At 31.0% G+C, this 17,130-nt stretch carries 12 protein-coding genes, 1 rRNA gene and 1 CRISPR repeat array; of the genes, 8 read left to right on the top strand and 5 right to left on the bottom strand.

From position 1 onward, the window contains the following. Positions 1-182: 182 nt before the first annotated feature. Positions 183-3,073: ribosomal RNA gene (locus tag CSPT_RS04050) — 23S ribosomal RNA — on the bottom strand. 756 nt (positions 3,074-3,829) lie between these two features. On the opposite strand from CSPT_RS04050, the gene CSPT_RS04045 reads away from it, so the two are divergent. From CSPT_RS04045 to cas1, 8 genes are all read left to right on the top strand, one after another. Then, a complete protein-coding gene (locus CSPT_RS04045; protein ID WP_089182419.1) occupies positions 3,830-4,501 on the top strand; it encodes a CRISPR-associated endoribonuclease Cas6 in 672 nt (223 codons plus the stop codon). A 172-nt stretch (positions 4,502-4,673) separates the two neighbouring features. Continuing rightward, positions 4,674-6,437: a TM1802 family CRISPR-associated protein gene (locus CSPT_RS04040; RefSeq protein WP_089182418.1), complete on the top strand. Its 1,764-nt coding sequence runs from the start codon at positions 4,674-4,676 to the stop codon at positions 6,435-6,437. Next, positions 6,430-7,365, top strand: a complete 936-nt coding sequence (gene cas7b, locus CSPT_RS04035; RefSeq protein ID WP_089182417.1) for a type I-B CRISPR-associated protein Cas7/Csh2 — start codon at positions 6,430-6,432, stop codon at positions 7,363-7,365. The genes CSPT_RS04040 and cas7b overlap by 8 nt, the downstream gene beginning before the upstream one ends. After that, on the top strand, positions 7,349-8,053 hold the full coding sequence (gene cas5 / locus CSPT_RS04030) for a CRISPR-associated protein Cas5 (RefSeq protein ID WP_089182416.1): 705 nt from the start codon (positions 7,349-7,351) through the stop codon (positions 8,051-8,053). The genes cas7b and cas5 overlap by 17 nt, the downstream gene beginning before the upstream one ends. Then, a complete protein-coding gene (gene cas3, locus CSPT_RS04025) occupies positions 8,028-10,232 on the top strand; it encodes a CRISPR-associated helicase Cas3' (RefSeq protein WP_089182415.1) in 2,205 nt (734 codons plus the stop codon). The genes cas5 and cas3 overlap by 26 nt, the downstream gene beginning before the upstream one ends. Continuing rightward, positions 10,229-10,726 (top strand): Dna2/Cas4 domain-containing protein, encoded by a 498-nt coding sequence (locus tag CSPT_RS04020; protein WP_089182414.1) that lies wholly within the window; start codon positions 10,229-10,231, stop codon positions 10,724-10,726. Before cas3 ends, CSPT_RS04020 begins: the two co-directional genes overlap by 4 nt. A gap of 9 nt (positions 10,727-10,735) precedes the next feature. After that, positions 10,736-11,014 (top strand): CRISPR-associated endonuclease Cas2, encoded by a 279-nt coding sequence (gene cas2, locus CSPT_RS04015; protein ID WP_089182413.1) that lies wholly within the window; start codon positions 10,736-10,738, stop codon positions 11,012-11,014. A 9-nt stretch (positions 11,015-11,023) separates the two neighbouring features. Then, entirely contained in the window at positions 11,024-12,016 is a 993-nt protein-coding gene (gene cas1 / locus CSPT_RS04010) for a CRISPR-associated endonuclease Cas1 (protein WP_089182412.1), read from the top strand. A 245-nt stretch (positions 12,017-12,261) separates the two neighbouring features. After that, positions 12,262-14,844: a CRISPR direct-repeat array (repeat unit 30 nt; unit sequence GTTAAAATTTGATCCTATGGATTTTGAAAC). Between the two features lie 120 nt (positions 14,845-14,964). Here the strand turns inward: cas1 and CSPT_RS04005 are convergent. From CSPT_RS04005 to CSPT_RS03995, 4 genes are all read right to left on the bottom strand, one after another. Then, positions 14,965-15,246: a LexA family protein gene (locus CSPT_RS04005; RefSeq protein WP_161492211.1), complete on the bottom strand. Its 282-nt coding sequence runs from the start codon at positions 15,244-15,246 to the stop codon at positions 14,965-14,967. 35 nt (positions 15,247-15,281) lie between these two features. Beyond that, positions 15,282-15,410, bottom strand: coding sequence for a hypothetical protein (locus tag CSPT_RS09345; RefSeq protein WP_255410839.1), 129 nt, complete (start codon positions 15,408-15,410; stop codon positions 15,282-15,284). Between the two features lie 311 nt (positions 15,411-15,721). Then, positions 15,722-16,084, bottom strand: coding sequence for a hypothetical protein (locus tag CSPT_RS04000; RefSeq protein ID WP_089182410.1), 363 nt, complete (start codon positions 16,082-16,084; stop codon positions 15,722-15,724). A gap of 541 nt (positions 16,085-16,625) precedes the next feature. Further along, positions 16,626-16,832: a transcriptional regulator gene (locus tag CSPT_RS03995; RefSeq protein ID WP_089182409.1), complete on the bottom strand. Its 207-nt coding sequence runs from the start codon at positions 16,830-16,832 to the stop codon at positions 16,626-16,628. Positions 16,833-17,130: the final 298 nt, after the last annotated feature.

The raw sequence follows: 17,130 nt of genomic DNA, 5'->3' as shown, positions 1-17,130 counted from the left end.
TTTATCCTTAACAAGGAAGTGATGCTTAATTTTAACTATTTATTTGTATAGTTATTATGTATTTTTGGAGGTATTTTTTCGCTAAACAAGGAAGACAAATAAGTTCAAGGGAGTTACCATAAAGGTAATGACCGCAGAACGATCTGACGCCGTTTAGTAGAAAAAAGACAAACAAAAATATTAAAGATAAGCAAACGAGCTATTAGTACTGGTCAGCTAAATGACTTACATCACTTACACATCCAGCCTATCAAACTTATAGTCTATAAGAGCTCTTAAAAGAAGATTCATCTTGGAGTTGGCTTCGAGCTTAGATGCTTTCAGCTCTTATCACATCCCAACTTAGCTACTGGGCGATGCTCTTGGCAGAACAACCCATACACCAGTGGTTGGTTCGACCCGGTCCTCTCGTACTAGGGTCAACTCTCCTCAATCTTCTTACGCCCACGGCAGATAGGGACCGAACTGTCTCACGACGTTCTGAACCCAGCTCGCGTACCGCTTTAAATGGCGAACAGCCATACCCTTGGGACCTGCTCCAGCCCAGGATGCGATGAGCCGACATCGAGGTGCCAAACCTCCCCGTCGATGTGAGCTCTTGGGGGAGATCAGCCTGTTATCCCCGGGGTACCTTTTATCCTTTGAGCGATGGCCCTTCCACACAGAACCACCGGATCACTAAGACCGACTTTCGTCTCTGCTCGGCTTGTATGCCTCACAGTTAAGCTAGTTTATGCCTTTATACTCTACGAACGATTTCCAACCGTTCTGAACTAACCTTTGTAAGCCTCCGTTACATTTTGGGAGGCGACCGCCCCAGTCAAACTACCCACCAGACATTGTCCTACATGAGGATAACTCATGCTAGTTAGCTACCCAAATAAAAAAGAGTGGTATCTCAACAATGGCTCACCATAAACCAAAATCTATGGATCAAAGCCTCCCACCTATCCTGCGCATTTTTATCCAAGTAGCAGTGTCAAGCTATAGTAAAGGTCCACGGGGTCTTTCCGTCTTGCCGCGGGTAGGAGGAATTTTCACCTCCACTACAATTTCACTGGATCCCTCTTTGAGACAGCTCCCATCTCGTTACGCCATTCATGCAGGTCGATATTTAATCGACAAGGAATTTCGCTACCTTAGGACCGTTATAGTTACGGCCGCCGTTTACTCGGGCTTCGATCAAGAGCTTCGCTAATGCTAACCCCATCAATTAACCTTCGAGCACCGGGCAGGCGTCACACCCTATACATCCTCTTACGAGTTAGCAGAGTGCTGTGTTTTTGGTAAACAGTCGGGAGGGACTCTTTGTTGTAACCTCTAGGGCTTTAACACCCTGGTAGGCACACCTTATACCGAAGATACGGTGCTATTTTGCAGAGTTCCTTAAAGAGAGTTCTTCCACGCGCCTTAGAATACTCATCCCACCCACCTGTGTCGGTTTACGGTACGGGCTTTGATTACTAAACTTAGAAACTTTTCTTGGCTCGATAGCATCATGGGTTCTTACGCTACTCCGAAGAGTTTTGTAAGCCTTTAAGATTTCAGATAAAGAGTTACGGATTTGCCTATAACTCAACCTACATCCTTAGACTAACTATTCCATCAGTTAGCCCCACTAGCTTTAAGCGTCCTTCCATCGCACATAATCAAAGGTATTGGAATATTAACCAATTTTCCATCGCATACCCCTTTCGGACTTTGCTTAGGACCCGACTAACCCTACGATGACGAGCATCGCGTAGGAAACCTTGGGTTTACGGCGTTAATGATTCTCACATTAATTATCGCTACTCATGCCTGCATGCTCACTTGCATCCGCTCCAGCGCTCCTTACCGGTACACCTTCAACGCTGAATGCAACGCTCTCCTACCGCTTGATAAATCAAGCCTACGACTTCGGTACTTATTTTAGCCCCGTTATATTTTCCGCGCAAAATCACTAGACCAGTGAGCTATTACGCTATCTTTAAAGGATGGCTGCTTCTAAGCCAACCTCCTGGTTGTTTCAGTAACTTCACATCGTTTTCCACTTAAATAAGATTTGGGGACCTTAGTCGGTAGTCTGGGTTGTTCCCCTCTTGACGACGGATTTTATCACTCGCCGCCTGACTGCTGTGATTACACTATAAGTATTCGGAGTTTGATAGGGTTTGGTACATTGGTATACGCCCTAGCCCATTCAGTGCTCTACCCCTTATAGTTACGACACAACGCTATACCTCAATATATTTCGGAGAGAACCAGCTATCACGATGTTTGATTGGCCTTTCACCCCTATCCACAAGTCATCCCAAGACTTTTCAACGTCAGCGGGTTCGGTCCTCCGCCGGTTTTTACACCGGTTTCAACCTGCTCATGGATAGATCACATCGTTTCGGGTCTGCAGCATCTGACTAAACGCCCTATTAAGACTCGCTTTCGCTACGGCTCCGGGTTTCCTTAACCTTGCCAGACACCACAACTCGCAGGCTCATTATGCAAAAGGCAGTCCATCACACGTCATAAAGAATCGTGCTCTGAATGATTGTAAGCAAATGGTTTCAGGTTCTATTTCACTCTGATCACCTCAGTTCTTTTCACCTTTCCCTCACGGTACTTGTGCACTATCGGTCTAGTAGTAGTATTTAGGGTTGGAAAGTGGTCTTCCCAGATTCAGACAAGGTTTCACGTGCCTCGCCCTACTCAGGATACTGCTAAGTAAAAAGATGATTTCGTATACGGGAGTATCACCCTCTATGCTCAATCTTTCCAGATTGTTTTACTATCATGTTTTAGTCTTTTATGCAGTCCTACAACCCCACTAGTAAACTAGTGGTTTGCCCTCTTACGCGTTCGCTCGCCGCTACTAGCGTAATCTCTTTTGATTTCTTTTCCTGTGGGTACTAAGATGTTTCAATTCCCCACGTTCGCTCCATATAGGTAGTGTATATCACTATACACTGGGTTGCCCCATTCGGAAATCTATGGATCAAAGCTTCTTGACAGCTCCCCATAGCTTATCGCAGTCTAGTACGTCCTTCATCGCCTCTACCAGCCAAGGCATCCACCATTTGCTCTTAGTAGCTTACCTTTTTATTACTTTGACTTCGAAGAGCAACAAAGCTGCTCTTTACGAAAGGAAGTGTAAACACTCCCTTGACCCACCTAAAGTTATAAAGATTTATTAAAAGCTACGCTTTAAATAAATCATAAATTAAGGTGTATTCGCAAATAATTTTATTAATAATTTATGTTTTATTGCTCTTGCAAAGTATTTTTAGAATTTTGTTTTTATATTCTAATTTGCATCACTTCCTTGTTAAAGATAAAATAGTTATATTAATACTTTTCTACTTTTTTGTAAAAAGATTTAAATTTGATTTTATAGTTAATATCTTAATTTAAAACTTTATCTATTAATTAAATAGCAAAGCTTAAATTTAATTATTTTACAATGTTTAATTATATATGATTTAAGACGGAAAGAGATTAATAATATATAAAGATAAGTTTTAACTCTTTATATACCGTGACATAATCTTTAAACTTTTAAATTTAGATAACAGATAAATCTAAAAGCTTGCTTTTTTGTAATCAATATAATTAAAGCTTTAACAAGGTCCTGTAAAATTGTTTTATTTTATTAAAACTTGTTTGTGACTTTTAACAATGGTAAATTAAATAACATGCTTCAACAAAAGCGAAATGGTATTTTACAGAAATAAACTTAAAAATAGATAAAATATAAAGATTTTTTGAAAAAATATAAATTTAAACAAAAATTTGACTACCTTAATATAGAATTTTGAAAATACAATATTAATTCTATGAAATGAAAGGTTTTTCAATGCTTACAATACAAAGCAAAATTCCATCAAAAAATTTACAAATTTATAAAGGTTTATCAAAACTGATTCAGGGATTTTTTTACTCAAATTTACCTGAAATTGAACACATTGGATATAAACATAGTAGCGGAAAAGTTTTCAAAAAAACAAATTTTTGCTTTACTCTTAAAAATGGACTTTTGCACATCAAATTTAGTGCTTTGGAAAAAGAACTAGAAGAAATGGTAGCTGTATCCTTACTTAAAAATGGCTTAAAACTTGGCGAAATTCACTTGGTTGATACTGCGATAAATTTAAGTGAGCACATAACGGATGAAACGGATTTAAATTTAAAAGGATATGTTGTTTGCAACGTAAAAGGACTTTTAGATAGAAAAATCTATCTCGAGCCAGCTGACTCAAGACATTTAGACATTATGACAAACAACTTACTTCAAAAATATGAAACTTTTTACGGTAAAGCTTATGATAGCAAGCTTAAAATAGAGCTTTTATGGCAAGATTTTGAGAGATTTCGCAAATTTTACTATGGAAATAATAAAAACTATATGAAAGCTTGGCTTGGAGTTTGGAATATAAAAGCCAATAACAACTTAATAAATCTAGCCCTTTCTACTGGGCTTGGAAGTGGCGTTATGAGCTATGGATGTGGCTTTGTGGAAAAAGTTTAGCAAGGCTTTTTAATGATATAATAAGAATTTCAAAACCTAAAAGGTTGCCTTGCATAAAAAATTATAGCAAAAGAAATATTTTATGTCAAAATGTCTAATTATATATTAAGATAAAATTTGACAAGAAAGCTGTTTTTTGCTACAATTTACAAAATGCAAAAAGGAAGAAATAATGAGTGATATTACAAAAACTTTTTATGACATAGGGAGCGTCTATAAAAGCGATGAAGCCATCATAAAAAATGATGCCTATAAATATAGCAAAATCAAAACTTATCTTGTTGACATAGAATCAAAAGAGATAATTCCTAGTCTTAATGTTTCAAAAGATGACTTAATTATCACTCGTTTTGGCGTTGGGTCAAATTCGGGAAATCTTTTTCCAAACCAATTTTTTGATAAAAATACACATTTAAATTTAGATAAATTTATAAAAGGTATTTTAACTGCTTGCAAAAATTTATTATCAAAATTTAGTGATGGCTTTGATGATGTAGATTGCGATCAATATAAAATTCTAACTATATTAAAAAGTATAGATGAAGAATTTTTTAAAGATAAAATAGATGCAATTTCAAAATTAGAAGAATACAAAGAAAAAGGTGAAAAAACAGCAACATATTTAGCCTTATCTTATAAACAAAAACCTATTTCTTCATATTTTCAAGATACATATATAAGTCATATTTCTAAAACTGAAGATTTAAATATTTATGGATATGATATGATAGAAAACAGTAAAGGAATTGGAGGAGATGCAAATTTAGCATTTTGTTCCGTAAATGAACTTCCTACTAACTTACAATATGTAAAACCTAGACTTTTACCACTTAACCCAGAAAATGCACAAATTGTTAAAATCGGCTATGATACTATGGATAAAAAACTATCTCATAATTTTTATGGTCTTAGAATGGCCATTTTACCAACATTTTTAACAAATGATGAAAATATTTCAAAAGAGATTTTAGAAATTTTAGAAAAAACTACAAATGGTGATATAAACAGTATTAAAGACGGCGAAGAGAAGATTGACTTAACTCTAGAAAATAGTGGACTTTCTTTAAAAGATTATCCTGTTTTAGCAACTATTTTATTTTATGAGAAAATAAATGCTGCTGTAAATTTATTTTTAGTTATTGATGATATTTTGCCATCTTACATAACTCATATTGCAAAAAATCTCGCCAAATATAAAATAAAAGCTTTTAGTTCAAAAAAAGATCCAAAAGATATAATTTATCTACAAAAGCTTTTTAATGACAACTTAGAAATTATGCAAATTTTACTTACTGATAAAATTATAAAATTAGATATATTGCTTACCAAACTATCAAATTTAATAGTTTTTGGTAGTAATAATAAAACTTATTTTAACAATGTCGAATGGGATAAATATTTTAATGATTACTACAACAATAGAAGCATAGAAAGGATAGAAAAATATATAAATTTCTTTAATGATATAGGTAAAATAAAATTTAATCTAAGAAAGGATGTAGATGTGGAAAATTTATCACTAGATGAAAAATTAAATTCGCTAATAGCAAATAGTAGCTTTTTACAAAATCCAAATTTAAAAAGTGCATATCTGCTTGGTATGCTATCAGCAGCCACGATAAACTGGCAATTTGGAGTATCTAAAAAAAGCTCTTACGCTAACTGGCTAAATAATATAGGTGTTATAAACAGATCAAGTCTTGAAAAAATTTATAAAAAATGCGATGAAACTATTAGAAAAGTTTCGTCCACATCTGGTACTATAAGTGGCACAGAAAAGATAAATTTAATCAAAGATAAGCTTTTTGAAACACTACCAGAGGCTGTAACAAGTAGCGAGATAGTAAAAAGTTCGCACATTACGATAGCTTTTGCAATGGGTGGGAGTGATTTCAATAAACATATAAAAGATAAAAAAGGAGAAAATGATGCTTAAAAAAGAGATTTTATTTCTTTGGGATGGTGAAAATTTTAATCCAAACGGAGATATGCTAAATGATAATGCTCCTAGAATGGATGAAGAAACAGGCTTAGCAGAAGCTACTGATGTTAGAATAAAAAGAACAATAAGAGATGAAATAATTAGAGAAAATCCGGATCAAATTTTTATAAAAACTTATGAAGATAAAGATGGAAAAATACTAGATGCAAAAACAGCAATGAGAGAAGAAACTAAGCTAAATATAGATATCAAAAAAGCAAATAAAGATGAAATCATGGAAGCCATTTTATCAAATTTCATCGATATTCGTGCTTTTGGTGGGGTATTGCCAATTTCTGATAATAAAGAAAAAGAAGTTAAAACAAAAAGTGTAAGCTTTACTGGCCCAGTTCAGTTTAGAATCTCAAAATCTTTACATAAAGTTTCAGTAAAACATATAAAAGGTGCTGGTGCGTTTGCAAGCGGAAGCGATAAAGATGCAAAAACATTTAGAGAAGAGTCTTTTTTAGACTACGCATTTTTTGCAACTTATGGAATTTTTGATAACAATAATGCTAAAAATACAAATTTTAGCGAAGATGATGCTAAAAAAATTCTAAAAGCTCTTTGGAATGGAACTAAAAATCTAACAACTCGCACAAAAATGGGACAAATTCCTAGATTTTTACTAATCATATCTTATAAGAACAATACCTTTACAGGAGATCTAAACAACTTAGTTTCTATAAATTCGCAAAAAGAAGATGAGGCAATAAGAAGTATAAAAGATTTTAAAATCAATTTTTCAAATTTAAAAGAAAAGCTTGAACTATATAAAAATGATATAGAAAAGATTGAATTCATCAGCGATTTTAATTTTAAAAATTTAAATGAAGATGAATTTGATAAAAGCTGGGTAGAAATAGATGTTAATAGCCTTTGATTTATGGGGAGATTATGCACATTTTAGTCATCCTGCGACAATTTATTCATCTCTTACTTATCCAGTGCCACCAAAAACAGCCATAATGGGTCTTTTGGGAGCTGTAATAGGATTAAAAGAGTATGGAGAGCTTGGGGGCTTAAAATATAGCGTTAAACTAAATACACCATTAAAGAAAAAAACGATGATTTTTAATGGTATAAAAATGGCTCTAAGTTCTAGTATGAAATTAACTGATGGCTACCAGGATGCATCTCAAAAAAAACAGTTTTATAAAGAGCTAGTTTGTGAGCCAAACTACACTATTTATCTAAATTTAGGAAATTTAGATAAATGCTTTCAAGATCAAATTTATAAAAATATCAAAGAGCATAAAAGCGTCTATGCACCATATCTTGGCATAAATTTTTGTCTAGCTGACTTTAAATTTAAAGAGATTAAAAACTTTAACAAATTAGAAGATGAAAAAATCTATGTTTCTAGCTTTGTTTTAGAAAAAGATTTTATCTTCCAAAAGGATAATTTTAACGCCAAGCTCGCATCTTACACCATGCCTTGCGATGTAGAAAATGGTAGAATCTTTAAAGAGTTTAAAAACTTCATCATAGAAATAAACTTAGGCAAACTTCTTGCTAAAAATAGTGGCGAAATTTACGAAATTAATGGAGAAAGACTCTATTTTGTTTGATGAATTTTTCTCTCATCCAAATAAAATCTTCATAAATCACATTCTAGGAATGCTTTATGAAAACGATACCGCACTAGAAAAAATGGTTAAAATTTATCACGATATTGCAAAGCTTAAAAACAATTTTCAAATTTACATAAGAGATAAATCAAAAGCAAAAAATAAAGAGCACTCTTTACTAAGTGGATACTTTTTTGTTTCAAATAGCGACTTTGATGAGTTAGATACGCTTTTTGGATTTTTAACAATAATTTCTCATCACGCGTATATAAAAGATTTTTATTCCTTAAAAGATCCAAACAAAAACTTTGGTGAATGCTACCAAAACAGCATTGAGTTTAGCTTTGCAAATGAAGTTATAAAAAATGCAAAAACTTTTAGTAAATTTAAAGATATTAAATTTGATAATATACACGAAAAAGCTAAAAAATTATCAAGATATTTATTATTGTCCGAATTTAAGCATAAATTTAGTTATGATGATTTTATAGATTTCAAATCTCTTTACTCAAATTTGATCTTTAATGACAAATTTGAAGCAATTTTTAGCTCTAAATTTACTCCTTCAAAGCCCATTCAATTAAAACCGCTTGAAAAATATATAGAAAATTTAGTAAAAGATGAAGATAAAAATCTACCTGAAAATAAAAAAAGAGAAGATTTTAGGCAATTTGTTTTATCTAATTTTGATAAAAACCACTCTTTATATACCTTAACAGCTCCAACAGGCTATGGTAAAACGCTAACTGCACTAAATTTCGCTCTTAAATTTAAAAAAGAAAGAGTTATTTTTTCTCTTCCTTTCACATCTATAATCGACCAAACTTATGACATCATCTCAAAAATTTACCCTCATTTAGAAGTGCAAAAAATCCACCATAAAACCACAATTCAAGATGATAAAAATGAAGATATAGATTTAGATAGCGATAGATATTCAAAAGTTAAATTTATGCTAAACTCATTTAGTGCTGATATAAATATCACAACAATGTATCAGCTAATTTATGCTATATTTGGCAACTCAAACAAAGACAATGTGAAATTTCACAGCCTTAAAAATAGCGTCATCATAGTTGATGAAGCCCAAGCTTTGCCATATAAATTTAGACAAGATTTTATTAAACTTTGTGAAATTATTTCAGAAAAATTAAACTCTGTTTTTATACTTATGTCAGCAACAATGCCAGTTATCAATAGCCCTAAATTTAAAGAAATTTCAAACCTAAACTATTTTAAACATCAAAATAGATATAAAATAAAATATTTAGATAAAAACGAAGATGAACTCATAAGACAAATCAAGCTAGCCAGCAAAGATAAGCACACTCTTGTTGTTGTAAATACTATCAAAAAAGCTCAAGAACTCTACTTTAAATTTAAAGATGAATTTCAAGCCTACTCAATAAATGGTTATATGACTGATGATCATAAATTGCAAATCATATGTGATATTAAAAAGCAACTCAAAAACAAAAATAATAAATCTAAAAAAATACTTCTCATTTCTACACAATCCATTGAAGCTGGTGTGGATCTTAGCTTTGAAGTTGGTTTTAGAGAAATAAGTCCAATTAGCTCTATCATACAAACAGCGGGCAGGATAAATAGAAGTGGGGAATTTGGAGGCGGTGTTTTATATGTTTTTGATAGCATTAGTAAATTTGAGTCTTTGATATATGGAGATTTGCAAAATATAAGCGGTAGCATCTTTAAAATCTTAAAACAAAAAGAGGTAAAAGAGAGTGAGATTTTAGAATTTTCTAATATTTATTTTGAGAAAATTCACACATTATTAGAAAATTTATACCTTAAAGACAGTATGGCAAAACTTAAATTTGAGACCATAAATGGCAAAATAGATGAAATTATGAAAGAAAATAGATATAAAAAGCTTATTATTGTAGAACCAAAGCCTAATTTTATTTCGGATTTAGAACAAGAATTTTTTAATTATAAAAATAATGATGAGTTTAAAATCAAAGAATTTAGAAACAATATCATTAAAAAAATTATAAAACATGGCGTCAATATAAGCCAAAATGATATTAAAAATTTTGGCACTCGCCTAGAAAAAGTAAAATTTTGTGATATTTCTTACTTGCCTTTTAACGCACCAGAATATGATAAAAATGTAGGAATTTTAAAAGCTAGCTCCGATAAAATGATATTTTTATGACTTTTTTAAAAGAAGAGATCACAGGAACTTTGGTAAATTATTACACAACTTGCAAAAGAGAAGCTTGGCTGTATTCCAGAAAAATTCACGCACGCCAAGATGATGAAAATATGCTAATGGGAAAAGCCTTAGCTGAGTTAAGGGAAAATTTACACGATTTTCCATACTCAAACCTCAAATTTGACAAAGTCGCAAAGCAAAGTGGTCACTACATCATAACCGAATATAAAAAATCTTTAAAAAACGAAAACGCCGCTAAAATGCAGCTTCTTTTTTATATCTACACTCTTAAAAACGCTTTAAATTTAAAGAAAATTTATGGAAAAGTAATAAGTGGTAAAAAAGTTATCGCCGTTGATGATAGCGATGGGAATTTTAAGCTTATGAGAGAGCTTTTGGATGAGATGAGTGAGTTTTTAAGCCTTAAAACCCCACCAAAAGCAGCTAAATGTAAATTTTGTAAAAATTGTGCTTACAATGACTACTGTTTTTAGGGAAAATTCATGTATATAATTTTGTTTTATGACATCTCAAATAGCGAAGAAAAAGAGAAAAATAACGCAAACCGCGTAAGAAAACTTGTAGAAAAATATATTCCAAGAGTGCAGTTTAGCGTCTATGAAGGTGAGATTAGGCAAAGTGACTACAAAAAGCTAACCGCTCAGCTCAAAAAGCTAATACATGCCGAATTTGACTCTATCATCATCTATAAATTTGATAAGCAAAGCTACACTAAACGTGAAGTTATGGGCATAGATAAAAATGAACCACTTTTTAGTTAAAGGAGATTTATGAAGACAGATAGAACGCATTTTTTACTAAGCAGTGGAAAACTTTATAGAAAAGATAACAATATCTATTTTGATAAATATGATGAAGATGGCTTAATTTTAAACACAAAAATCCTACCCATAAACGCTATAAATGAAATTTATATCCTTGGAAAAGTGGAACTTGATACCTATGCTATGGCGTTTTTAAGCACGAATAATATCTTGCTTCATATATTTAGCCAGCATGGAAGTTTTCGTGGAAATTTCTATCCAAACTCACCAAATTCGGTAAATAAAAGTGGCTTTGTGCTCTTAAATCAAGTAAGAACTTTTGACGATGAGATAAAAAGGGTTGCAATCGCTAAAGAAATAACCAAAGCTAGGATGATAAACTCTATAAACAACTGCACGAAAAGAGGTGTTAAATTTGAAGGAGATGAGCATCTTAAAGCTCTAAAAAATGCCCAAAATATAGCTAGTGTTATGGCGTGTGAAGGAGCTTTTGCAAAGGAATATTTTACAAAATGGAACGAAATCATAAAAAATCAAAAAAGCTTTAAATTTATCACTCGTTCAAAACGCCCACCAACTGATAAAATCAACACTTTTATAAGCTATGTAAATACTAGAATTTATAATGTTTGTTTAAGCGAGATTTATAAAACTGAGCTTGATCCAAGAATTTCGTTTTTGCACGAGCCAAATTATAGATCGCTTAGCCTGCATCTTGATTTGGCTGAGATTTTTAAGCCTATTTTAGGGGATAATTTGATTTTTAATATGCTAAACAAGGATGAAATCACAGCAAAAGACTTTAAAACTGATGCTGGAAGGATAAGATTTACAAACGAAGCAGTGCAAAAAATAGAGTTAAATATGATAAAAACCCTTACTTCGCAGGTAAAATTTGAAAATCAGCTTCTAACTTACAGGCAGATAATTAGGCGTGAGGCAAATCAGATAAAAAAGTGTATTTGTGAGAATTATCCCTATGAAGGGTATGTTGATTAGTTTTATTGTGCGTAAGGGAAATTTTGTATTTTTTGAGGATTAGTTTTTAAAGCTAAATTTGGAATTATAAATTTTGGTTGGCATTTTGGTAGCGGTCAAACTTTTTTTAAAGCTAAATTTAAGTTTATACGAATGCCTATATTTAGCTATTTTGTTTTATAGACATAGCTTTTATAAGCGGCTTTTAAGCTGGATATATTTATAATAATCTGCAATGGCTGCCGATATATGATGATTTGGTTGCTGTTAAAATTTGATCCTATGGATTTTGAAACCTCAAATATGGTAAATAGTTTTGATAATCATTGGTGTTAAAATTTGATCCTATGGATTTTGAAACATATAACCAAAAAGGAATTTACAAAACTTGTAAAGTTAAAATTTGATCCTATGGATTTTGAAACCTGGTGTTGGGATGGCAACTGGCTCAAAAACCGCTTGTTAAAATTTGATCCTATGGATTTTGAAACAATTTGAAGTTGGAAAAAAAATACCCATTGAAGTAGGTTAAAATTTGATCCTATGGATTTTGAAACTAATTTTCACAATGAGTATGTTGGCATAGATAAAGTTAAAATTTGATCCTATGGATTTTGAAACAATACTACAGCTTCTTTGTATGATAGCTTTGCAATGTTAAAATTTGATCCTATGGATTTTGAAACTGAGCTACATAAAGAATACGATCTAGGGCTAGAAGAGTTAAAATTTGATCCTATGGATTTTGAAACGAAATCTGTTGTCAGTCTATAAACGAGATTAAGGGTTAAAATTTGATCCTATGGATTTTGAAACTGCGATTAAATAGTGCATAATGTCTTTTTGTGCTAAAGTTAAAATTTGATCCTATGGATTTTGAAACCGATGATAGTTATATAGATGATGAAACTCCTAAATTTGGTTAAAATTTGATCCTATGGATTTTGAAACGATTATTTAGCTGCTTTTCTAAATTACCACTAATTGTTAAAATTTGATCCTATGGATTTTGAAACCTAAGTGTTCCAAACTCATGCTTAGTTCTCGATATCGTTAAAATTTGATCCTATGGATTTTGAAACTCGATATGCAAGAAAATATAAAAACAGCTAGGCAAAACGTTAAAATTTGATCCTATGGATTTTGAAACTAGCCATACCATCTATTACATTTATGGTTCTTTTGGGTTAAAATTTGATCCTATGGATTTTGAAACACTTATCACTCATTTTCCCGCTATCTTTTCTTGAGTTAAAATTTGATCCTATGGATTTTGAAACTTAGAAAAATAAGGAGGATAAAATGATAGAGATGGTTAAAATTTGATCCTATGGATTTTGAAACACTTATCACTCATTTTCCCGCTATCTTTTCTTGAGTTAAAATTTGATCCTATGGATTTTGAAACTTAGAAAAATAAGGAGGATAAAATGATAGAGATGGTTAAAATTTGATCCTATGGATTTTGAAACCTAGCACTTCGCTTTCTAAACTCATAAGTGTTCCAGTTAAAATTTGATCCTATGGATTTTGAAACATGTCATTAGAAAATGTATTAAACTCATCATTTATCGTTAAAATTTGATCCTATGGATTTTGAAACATGAGATGAAATTAGAAAATTATAAAGATAGATCAAAGTTAAAATTTGATCCTATGGATTTTGAAACTATAAAGAGCAAAAAGAAGTAAAAAATGGCTTGAGTTAAAATTTGATCCTATGGATTTTGAAACTAGATTCTGATGTATCCTCTTTTGTTGAATGGTTAACGTTAAAATTTGATCCTATGGATTTTGAAACGATATTCAAAACTGGGATTTTTGGGTTGGTATAGAGTTAAAATTTGATCCTATGGATTTTGAAACATAACTTTGTTTTTAGCATATTTCTTTCTCCATCCAGGTTAAAATTTGATCCTATGGATTTTGAAACTTAATTTGGTTGTAAAACATGATTTAGATATTAAGGTTAAAATTTGATCCTATGGATTTTGAAACCAATAAAAGCCGGTTGGAATATACCAGCCGTTTTAAGTTAAAATTTGATCCTATGGATTTTGAAACGCTACAAAAAACGAAATACTTTTAAAAATACTTGAGTTAAAATTTGATCCTATGGATTTTGAAACAGTTCTCAAGAAGCTATGTTAAATGTAGTATCAAAGTTAAAATTTGATCCTATGGATTTTGAAACACTATTTCAACTATTGTTTTTATGATATTTTTTAGTTAAAATTTGATCCTATGGATTTTGAAACTTTAATAAAAGGCAATTATGTTGCCCCCCCCCGACAGTTAAAATTTGATCCTATGGATTTTGAAACTTTCGCCATAACTAAAATTTAAAGTATGCCCAACAAGGTTAAAATTTGATCCTATGGATTTTGAAACTACGCCACAACAAAAAAAGGTATTTTTTGAGAACAGTTAAAATTTGATCCTATGGATTTTGAAACGGTTGTAGTTCAAGGAACAAAGAAGAGTTTTTAAAGTTAAAATTTGATCCTATGGATTTTGAAACTCGCTAGAATTATATTTTTCACCAGCCCAAATAGGTTAAAATTTGATCCTATGGATTTTGAAACCTTCCATAAAGCTAGATAATGCCGTGCTTTGCTCTTGGTTAAAATTTGATCCTATGGATTTTGAAACTGGAGATGTATCCAAAAAAGCCCTATCCAACATGAGTTAAAATTTGATCCTATGGATTTTGAAACAAGGAAGATGATTAACTAAAATTGAAAGAGTAGGTATGTTAAAATTTGATCCTATGGATTTTGAAACTAATATGTTCTTTTTCTTCTTGTGTGTATGGTAAAGTTAAAATTTGATCCTATGGATTTTGAAACAAGCTTCATCACTTAAATAATCGTGAACTACAACGGGTTAAAATTTACCCTATAGGATTTTTAAATCCAGCAATCTTTGCGGTAATAGTATCAGACGACATTCAAAATGGGGATATATAATCAAAAATAGTAAAAATCCCATTTTAAATGCAAATTTAAAACATTTAAACACTTTTTAAGCCAATTAACATCTCTTATCAACCCTACAAATTTACCTATTATTTGACACTCACATTCATAATATCTAACAGGTGTATATAAAGGATTATAAGATACTAGCATAAGCTCATTTTCTTGTTTATAGCACTCTTTTATTACAAGTCCATCTGGTGTATTGATAGCATAAATGCTTCCATCTTTGTATATTATATCAATAGCTATAATGCATAAGTCGCTTTCCATGATATGAGGTTCCATACTATAACCCATACAAGAGATTATATCAACTTGATGTATAGTGCCACAATTACTAATTTTTTGAGTATTTTTTTATCTATTATTACTTCATCAAGCTCATTTTCATCATTATATTCTCCACTATCAAGACTAGCTTTTAAGCTAGACATACGCAGTGTTTTATATCTTTTTTCTGATAATTCTAAGCTCTTGTTTTATTGACTATAGAAGAAAAGATTAATTGAGAATTGAACGCTTTGATAAAAAATCCATTATTTCTTTATATGGCACAGAGTTTCTAAATTTCATTCCAGCGTAAGCATTAGGATTTATGTCAAGCTTCCTACATCTTTTATGTTCTTTTTGCCTTCTGTTGTAAGTATATCTTTTAAGTCTTTCATTTATTTCATTTATAAATCCATTTTAAGCTCTTTTATTTTAAAATAAAAGCCAAAATTTACTTAAAATTTAAAAGCTATAATTATATTATAATATCAAAAATACAAAATGCGTAAATTTTATTTTTTAGCTTATTTGTATTGCTTTTACAACTTATAGTGAATTTAAAACCAAAGGTGTAAAAAATCCAAGAAAATTCAGAAAATACAAAGATAGAAATTGATACCTGAGTGCTTTTTCTAGATCCGCTACTTTCTTTCTTACCAACAATGAAAACTTTTCTATTGAGCCGATCAGGTGTGGCACTAGCAGTCCCACCATCGCCAATATGTTTAAAAGTTTCAACTTCTCCAGCCATAACACCAGCTATTTTAGCATAATCGCCATCACTTGCAACAATGCTAACTGTTAAAGGTGTTAAACCGTTAATTCTTTGTTTTAACATTTCTTTTCCTTTCCCTTATAGGTTTTTGTAGTATGTTTTATAAAACATTGTAATGATAAGACATTATAAAAAGAGTTGTAGCATAATATAAAAAGACATTCATTTTATGGGTATTTTAAAATATATAATGCGAAAACATTTTATAAAAATTAATCAATTTTAATAAAATATAAGATTATATCTGATTTATTTTTCCTACGGGTAAATTTATGAAAGGTTGAAAGTGGTTAGATTTGCACCTGTCAAGGCTAGAAGCCTTGCAGGTGCAAACAGGGGCAACGAGAAAGAGTGGCAAAGATTTTTAAATAGATAAGTATAAAGGGTTTGAAAGTAACTAAAATAGTAAGCTTCTTTTGGTGTATAAGTCTATAAAGTCATAAAGTCCCGCTAATTTTGAGTTTATTTTGCTTTGAAACTTTGGTTTTACGCTTCTTATCAAGGGGGAAGCCCCCTTGATAAACCCCCAAAAAGAAATCTAAAAAAGTTGTAAAAAATAATATCTATTATATTTTTATCTAATATAAGTTAAAAATTAGTTTCATCATTTTTTTTTAATTAAACTTATAAGTTTATCGTATTTTAAAGATTTTTCATAATGAAAAAACCAACTATCAAGCCAAGATGGAAAAGGCTTATTTTCACCATTCCAATTGTTTACAGTTCCATATGGCAAATTTAATATTTTTGCTAAATTCTTTTTAGAAATTCTAAGTTCTTTCAAATGATTGTCAAAATCTAATTTAGTCATTTTAACCTTATATATTTTTAAAATTTTAAATAAGTATAACATATTGTTATAAAAAATGCAAATATTATAGTAAATAGTTATTTATTTAAGAATAAAATAAGTAATTATTTGTTATAATTTTAATATAAAAAATAATAAATCATTATTTTAATAAAAAAGAATACAAGATGAAAAATCTAAAATAACTATAATAATATTTGTTCGATAAATAAAAAAGATGATAGTTAGGGCGTGGGCAAAGTTAACCCTCCCCTCCCCACTTTTTTTAAATTCAAGCTTCAAGAGTTTCCATGTTTGA

This window comes from Campylobacter sputorum subsp. sputorum, assembly GCF_008245005.1.
In the GTDB taxonomy this organism is placed as follows: Bacteria; Campylobacterota; Campylobacteria; order Campylobacterales; family Campylobacteraceae; genus Campylobacter_F; species Campylobacter_F sputorum.
Note: the sequence above shows the minus strand (reverse complement) of the source record. Positions and strands in the feature narration are given on the sequence as shown.

Coding starts and splice junctions, on each gene's coding strand:
- cas1 (WP_089182412.1), top strand. CDS start 11,024: ATGAAGACAGATAGAACGCATTTTTTACTAAGCAGTGGAAAACTTTAT.
- CSPT_RS04000 (WP_089182410.1), bottom strand. CDS start 16,084: ATGTTAAAACAAAGAATTAACGGTTTAACACCTTTAACAGTTAGCATT.
- cas3 (WP_089182415.1), top strand. CDS start 8,028: ATGGAGAAAGACTCTATTTTGTTTGATGAATTTTTCTCTCATCCAAAT.
- cas2 (WP_089182413.1), top strand. CDS start 10,736: ATGTATATAATTTTGTTTTATGACATCTCAAATAGCGAAGAAAAAGAG.
- cas7b (WP_089182417.1), top strand. CDS start 6,430: ATGCTTAAAAAAGAGATTTTATTTCTTTGGGATGGTGAAAATTTTAAT.
- CSPT_RS04020 (WP_089182414.1), top strand. CDS start 10,229: ATGACTTTTTTAAAAGAAGAGATCACAGGAACTTTGGTAAATTATTAC.
- CSPT_RS04040 (WP_089182418.1), top strand. CDS start 4,674: ATGAGTGATATTACAAAAACTTTTTATGACATAGGGAGCGTCTATAAA.
- cas5 (WP_089182416.1), top strand. CDS start 7,349: ATGTTAATAGCCTTTGATTTATGGGGAGATTATGCACATTTTAGTCAT.
- CSPT_RS04045 (WP_089182419.1), top strand. CDS start 3,830: ATGCTTACAATACAAAGCAAAATTCCATCAAAAAATTTACAAATTTAT.
- CSPT_RS03995 (WP_089182409.1), bottom strand. CDS start 16,832: ATGACTAAATTAGATTTTGACAATCATTTGAAAGAACTTAGAATTTCT.
- CSPT_RS09345 (WP_255410839.1), bottom strand. CDS start 15,410: ATGTCTAGCTTAAAAGCTAGTCTTGATAGTGGAGAATATAATGATGAA.
- CSPT_RS04005 (WP_161492211.1), bottom strand. CDS start 15,246: ATGGAAAGCGACTTATGCATTATAGCTATTGATATAATATACAAAGAT.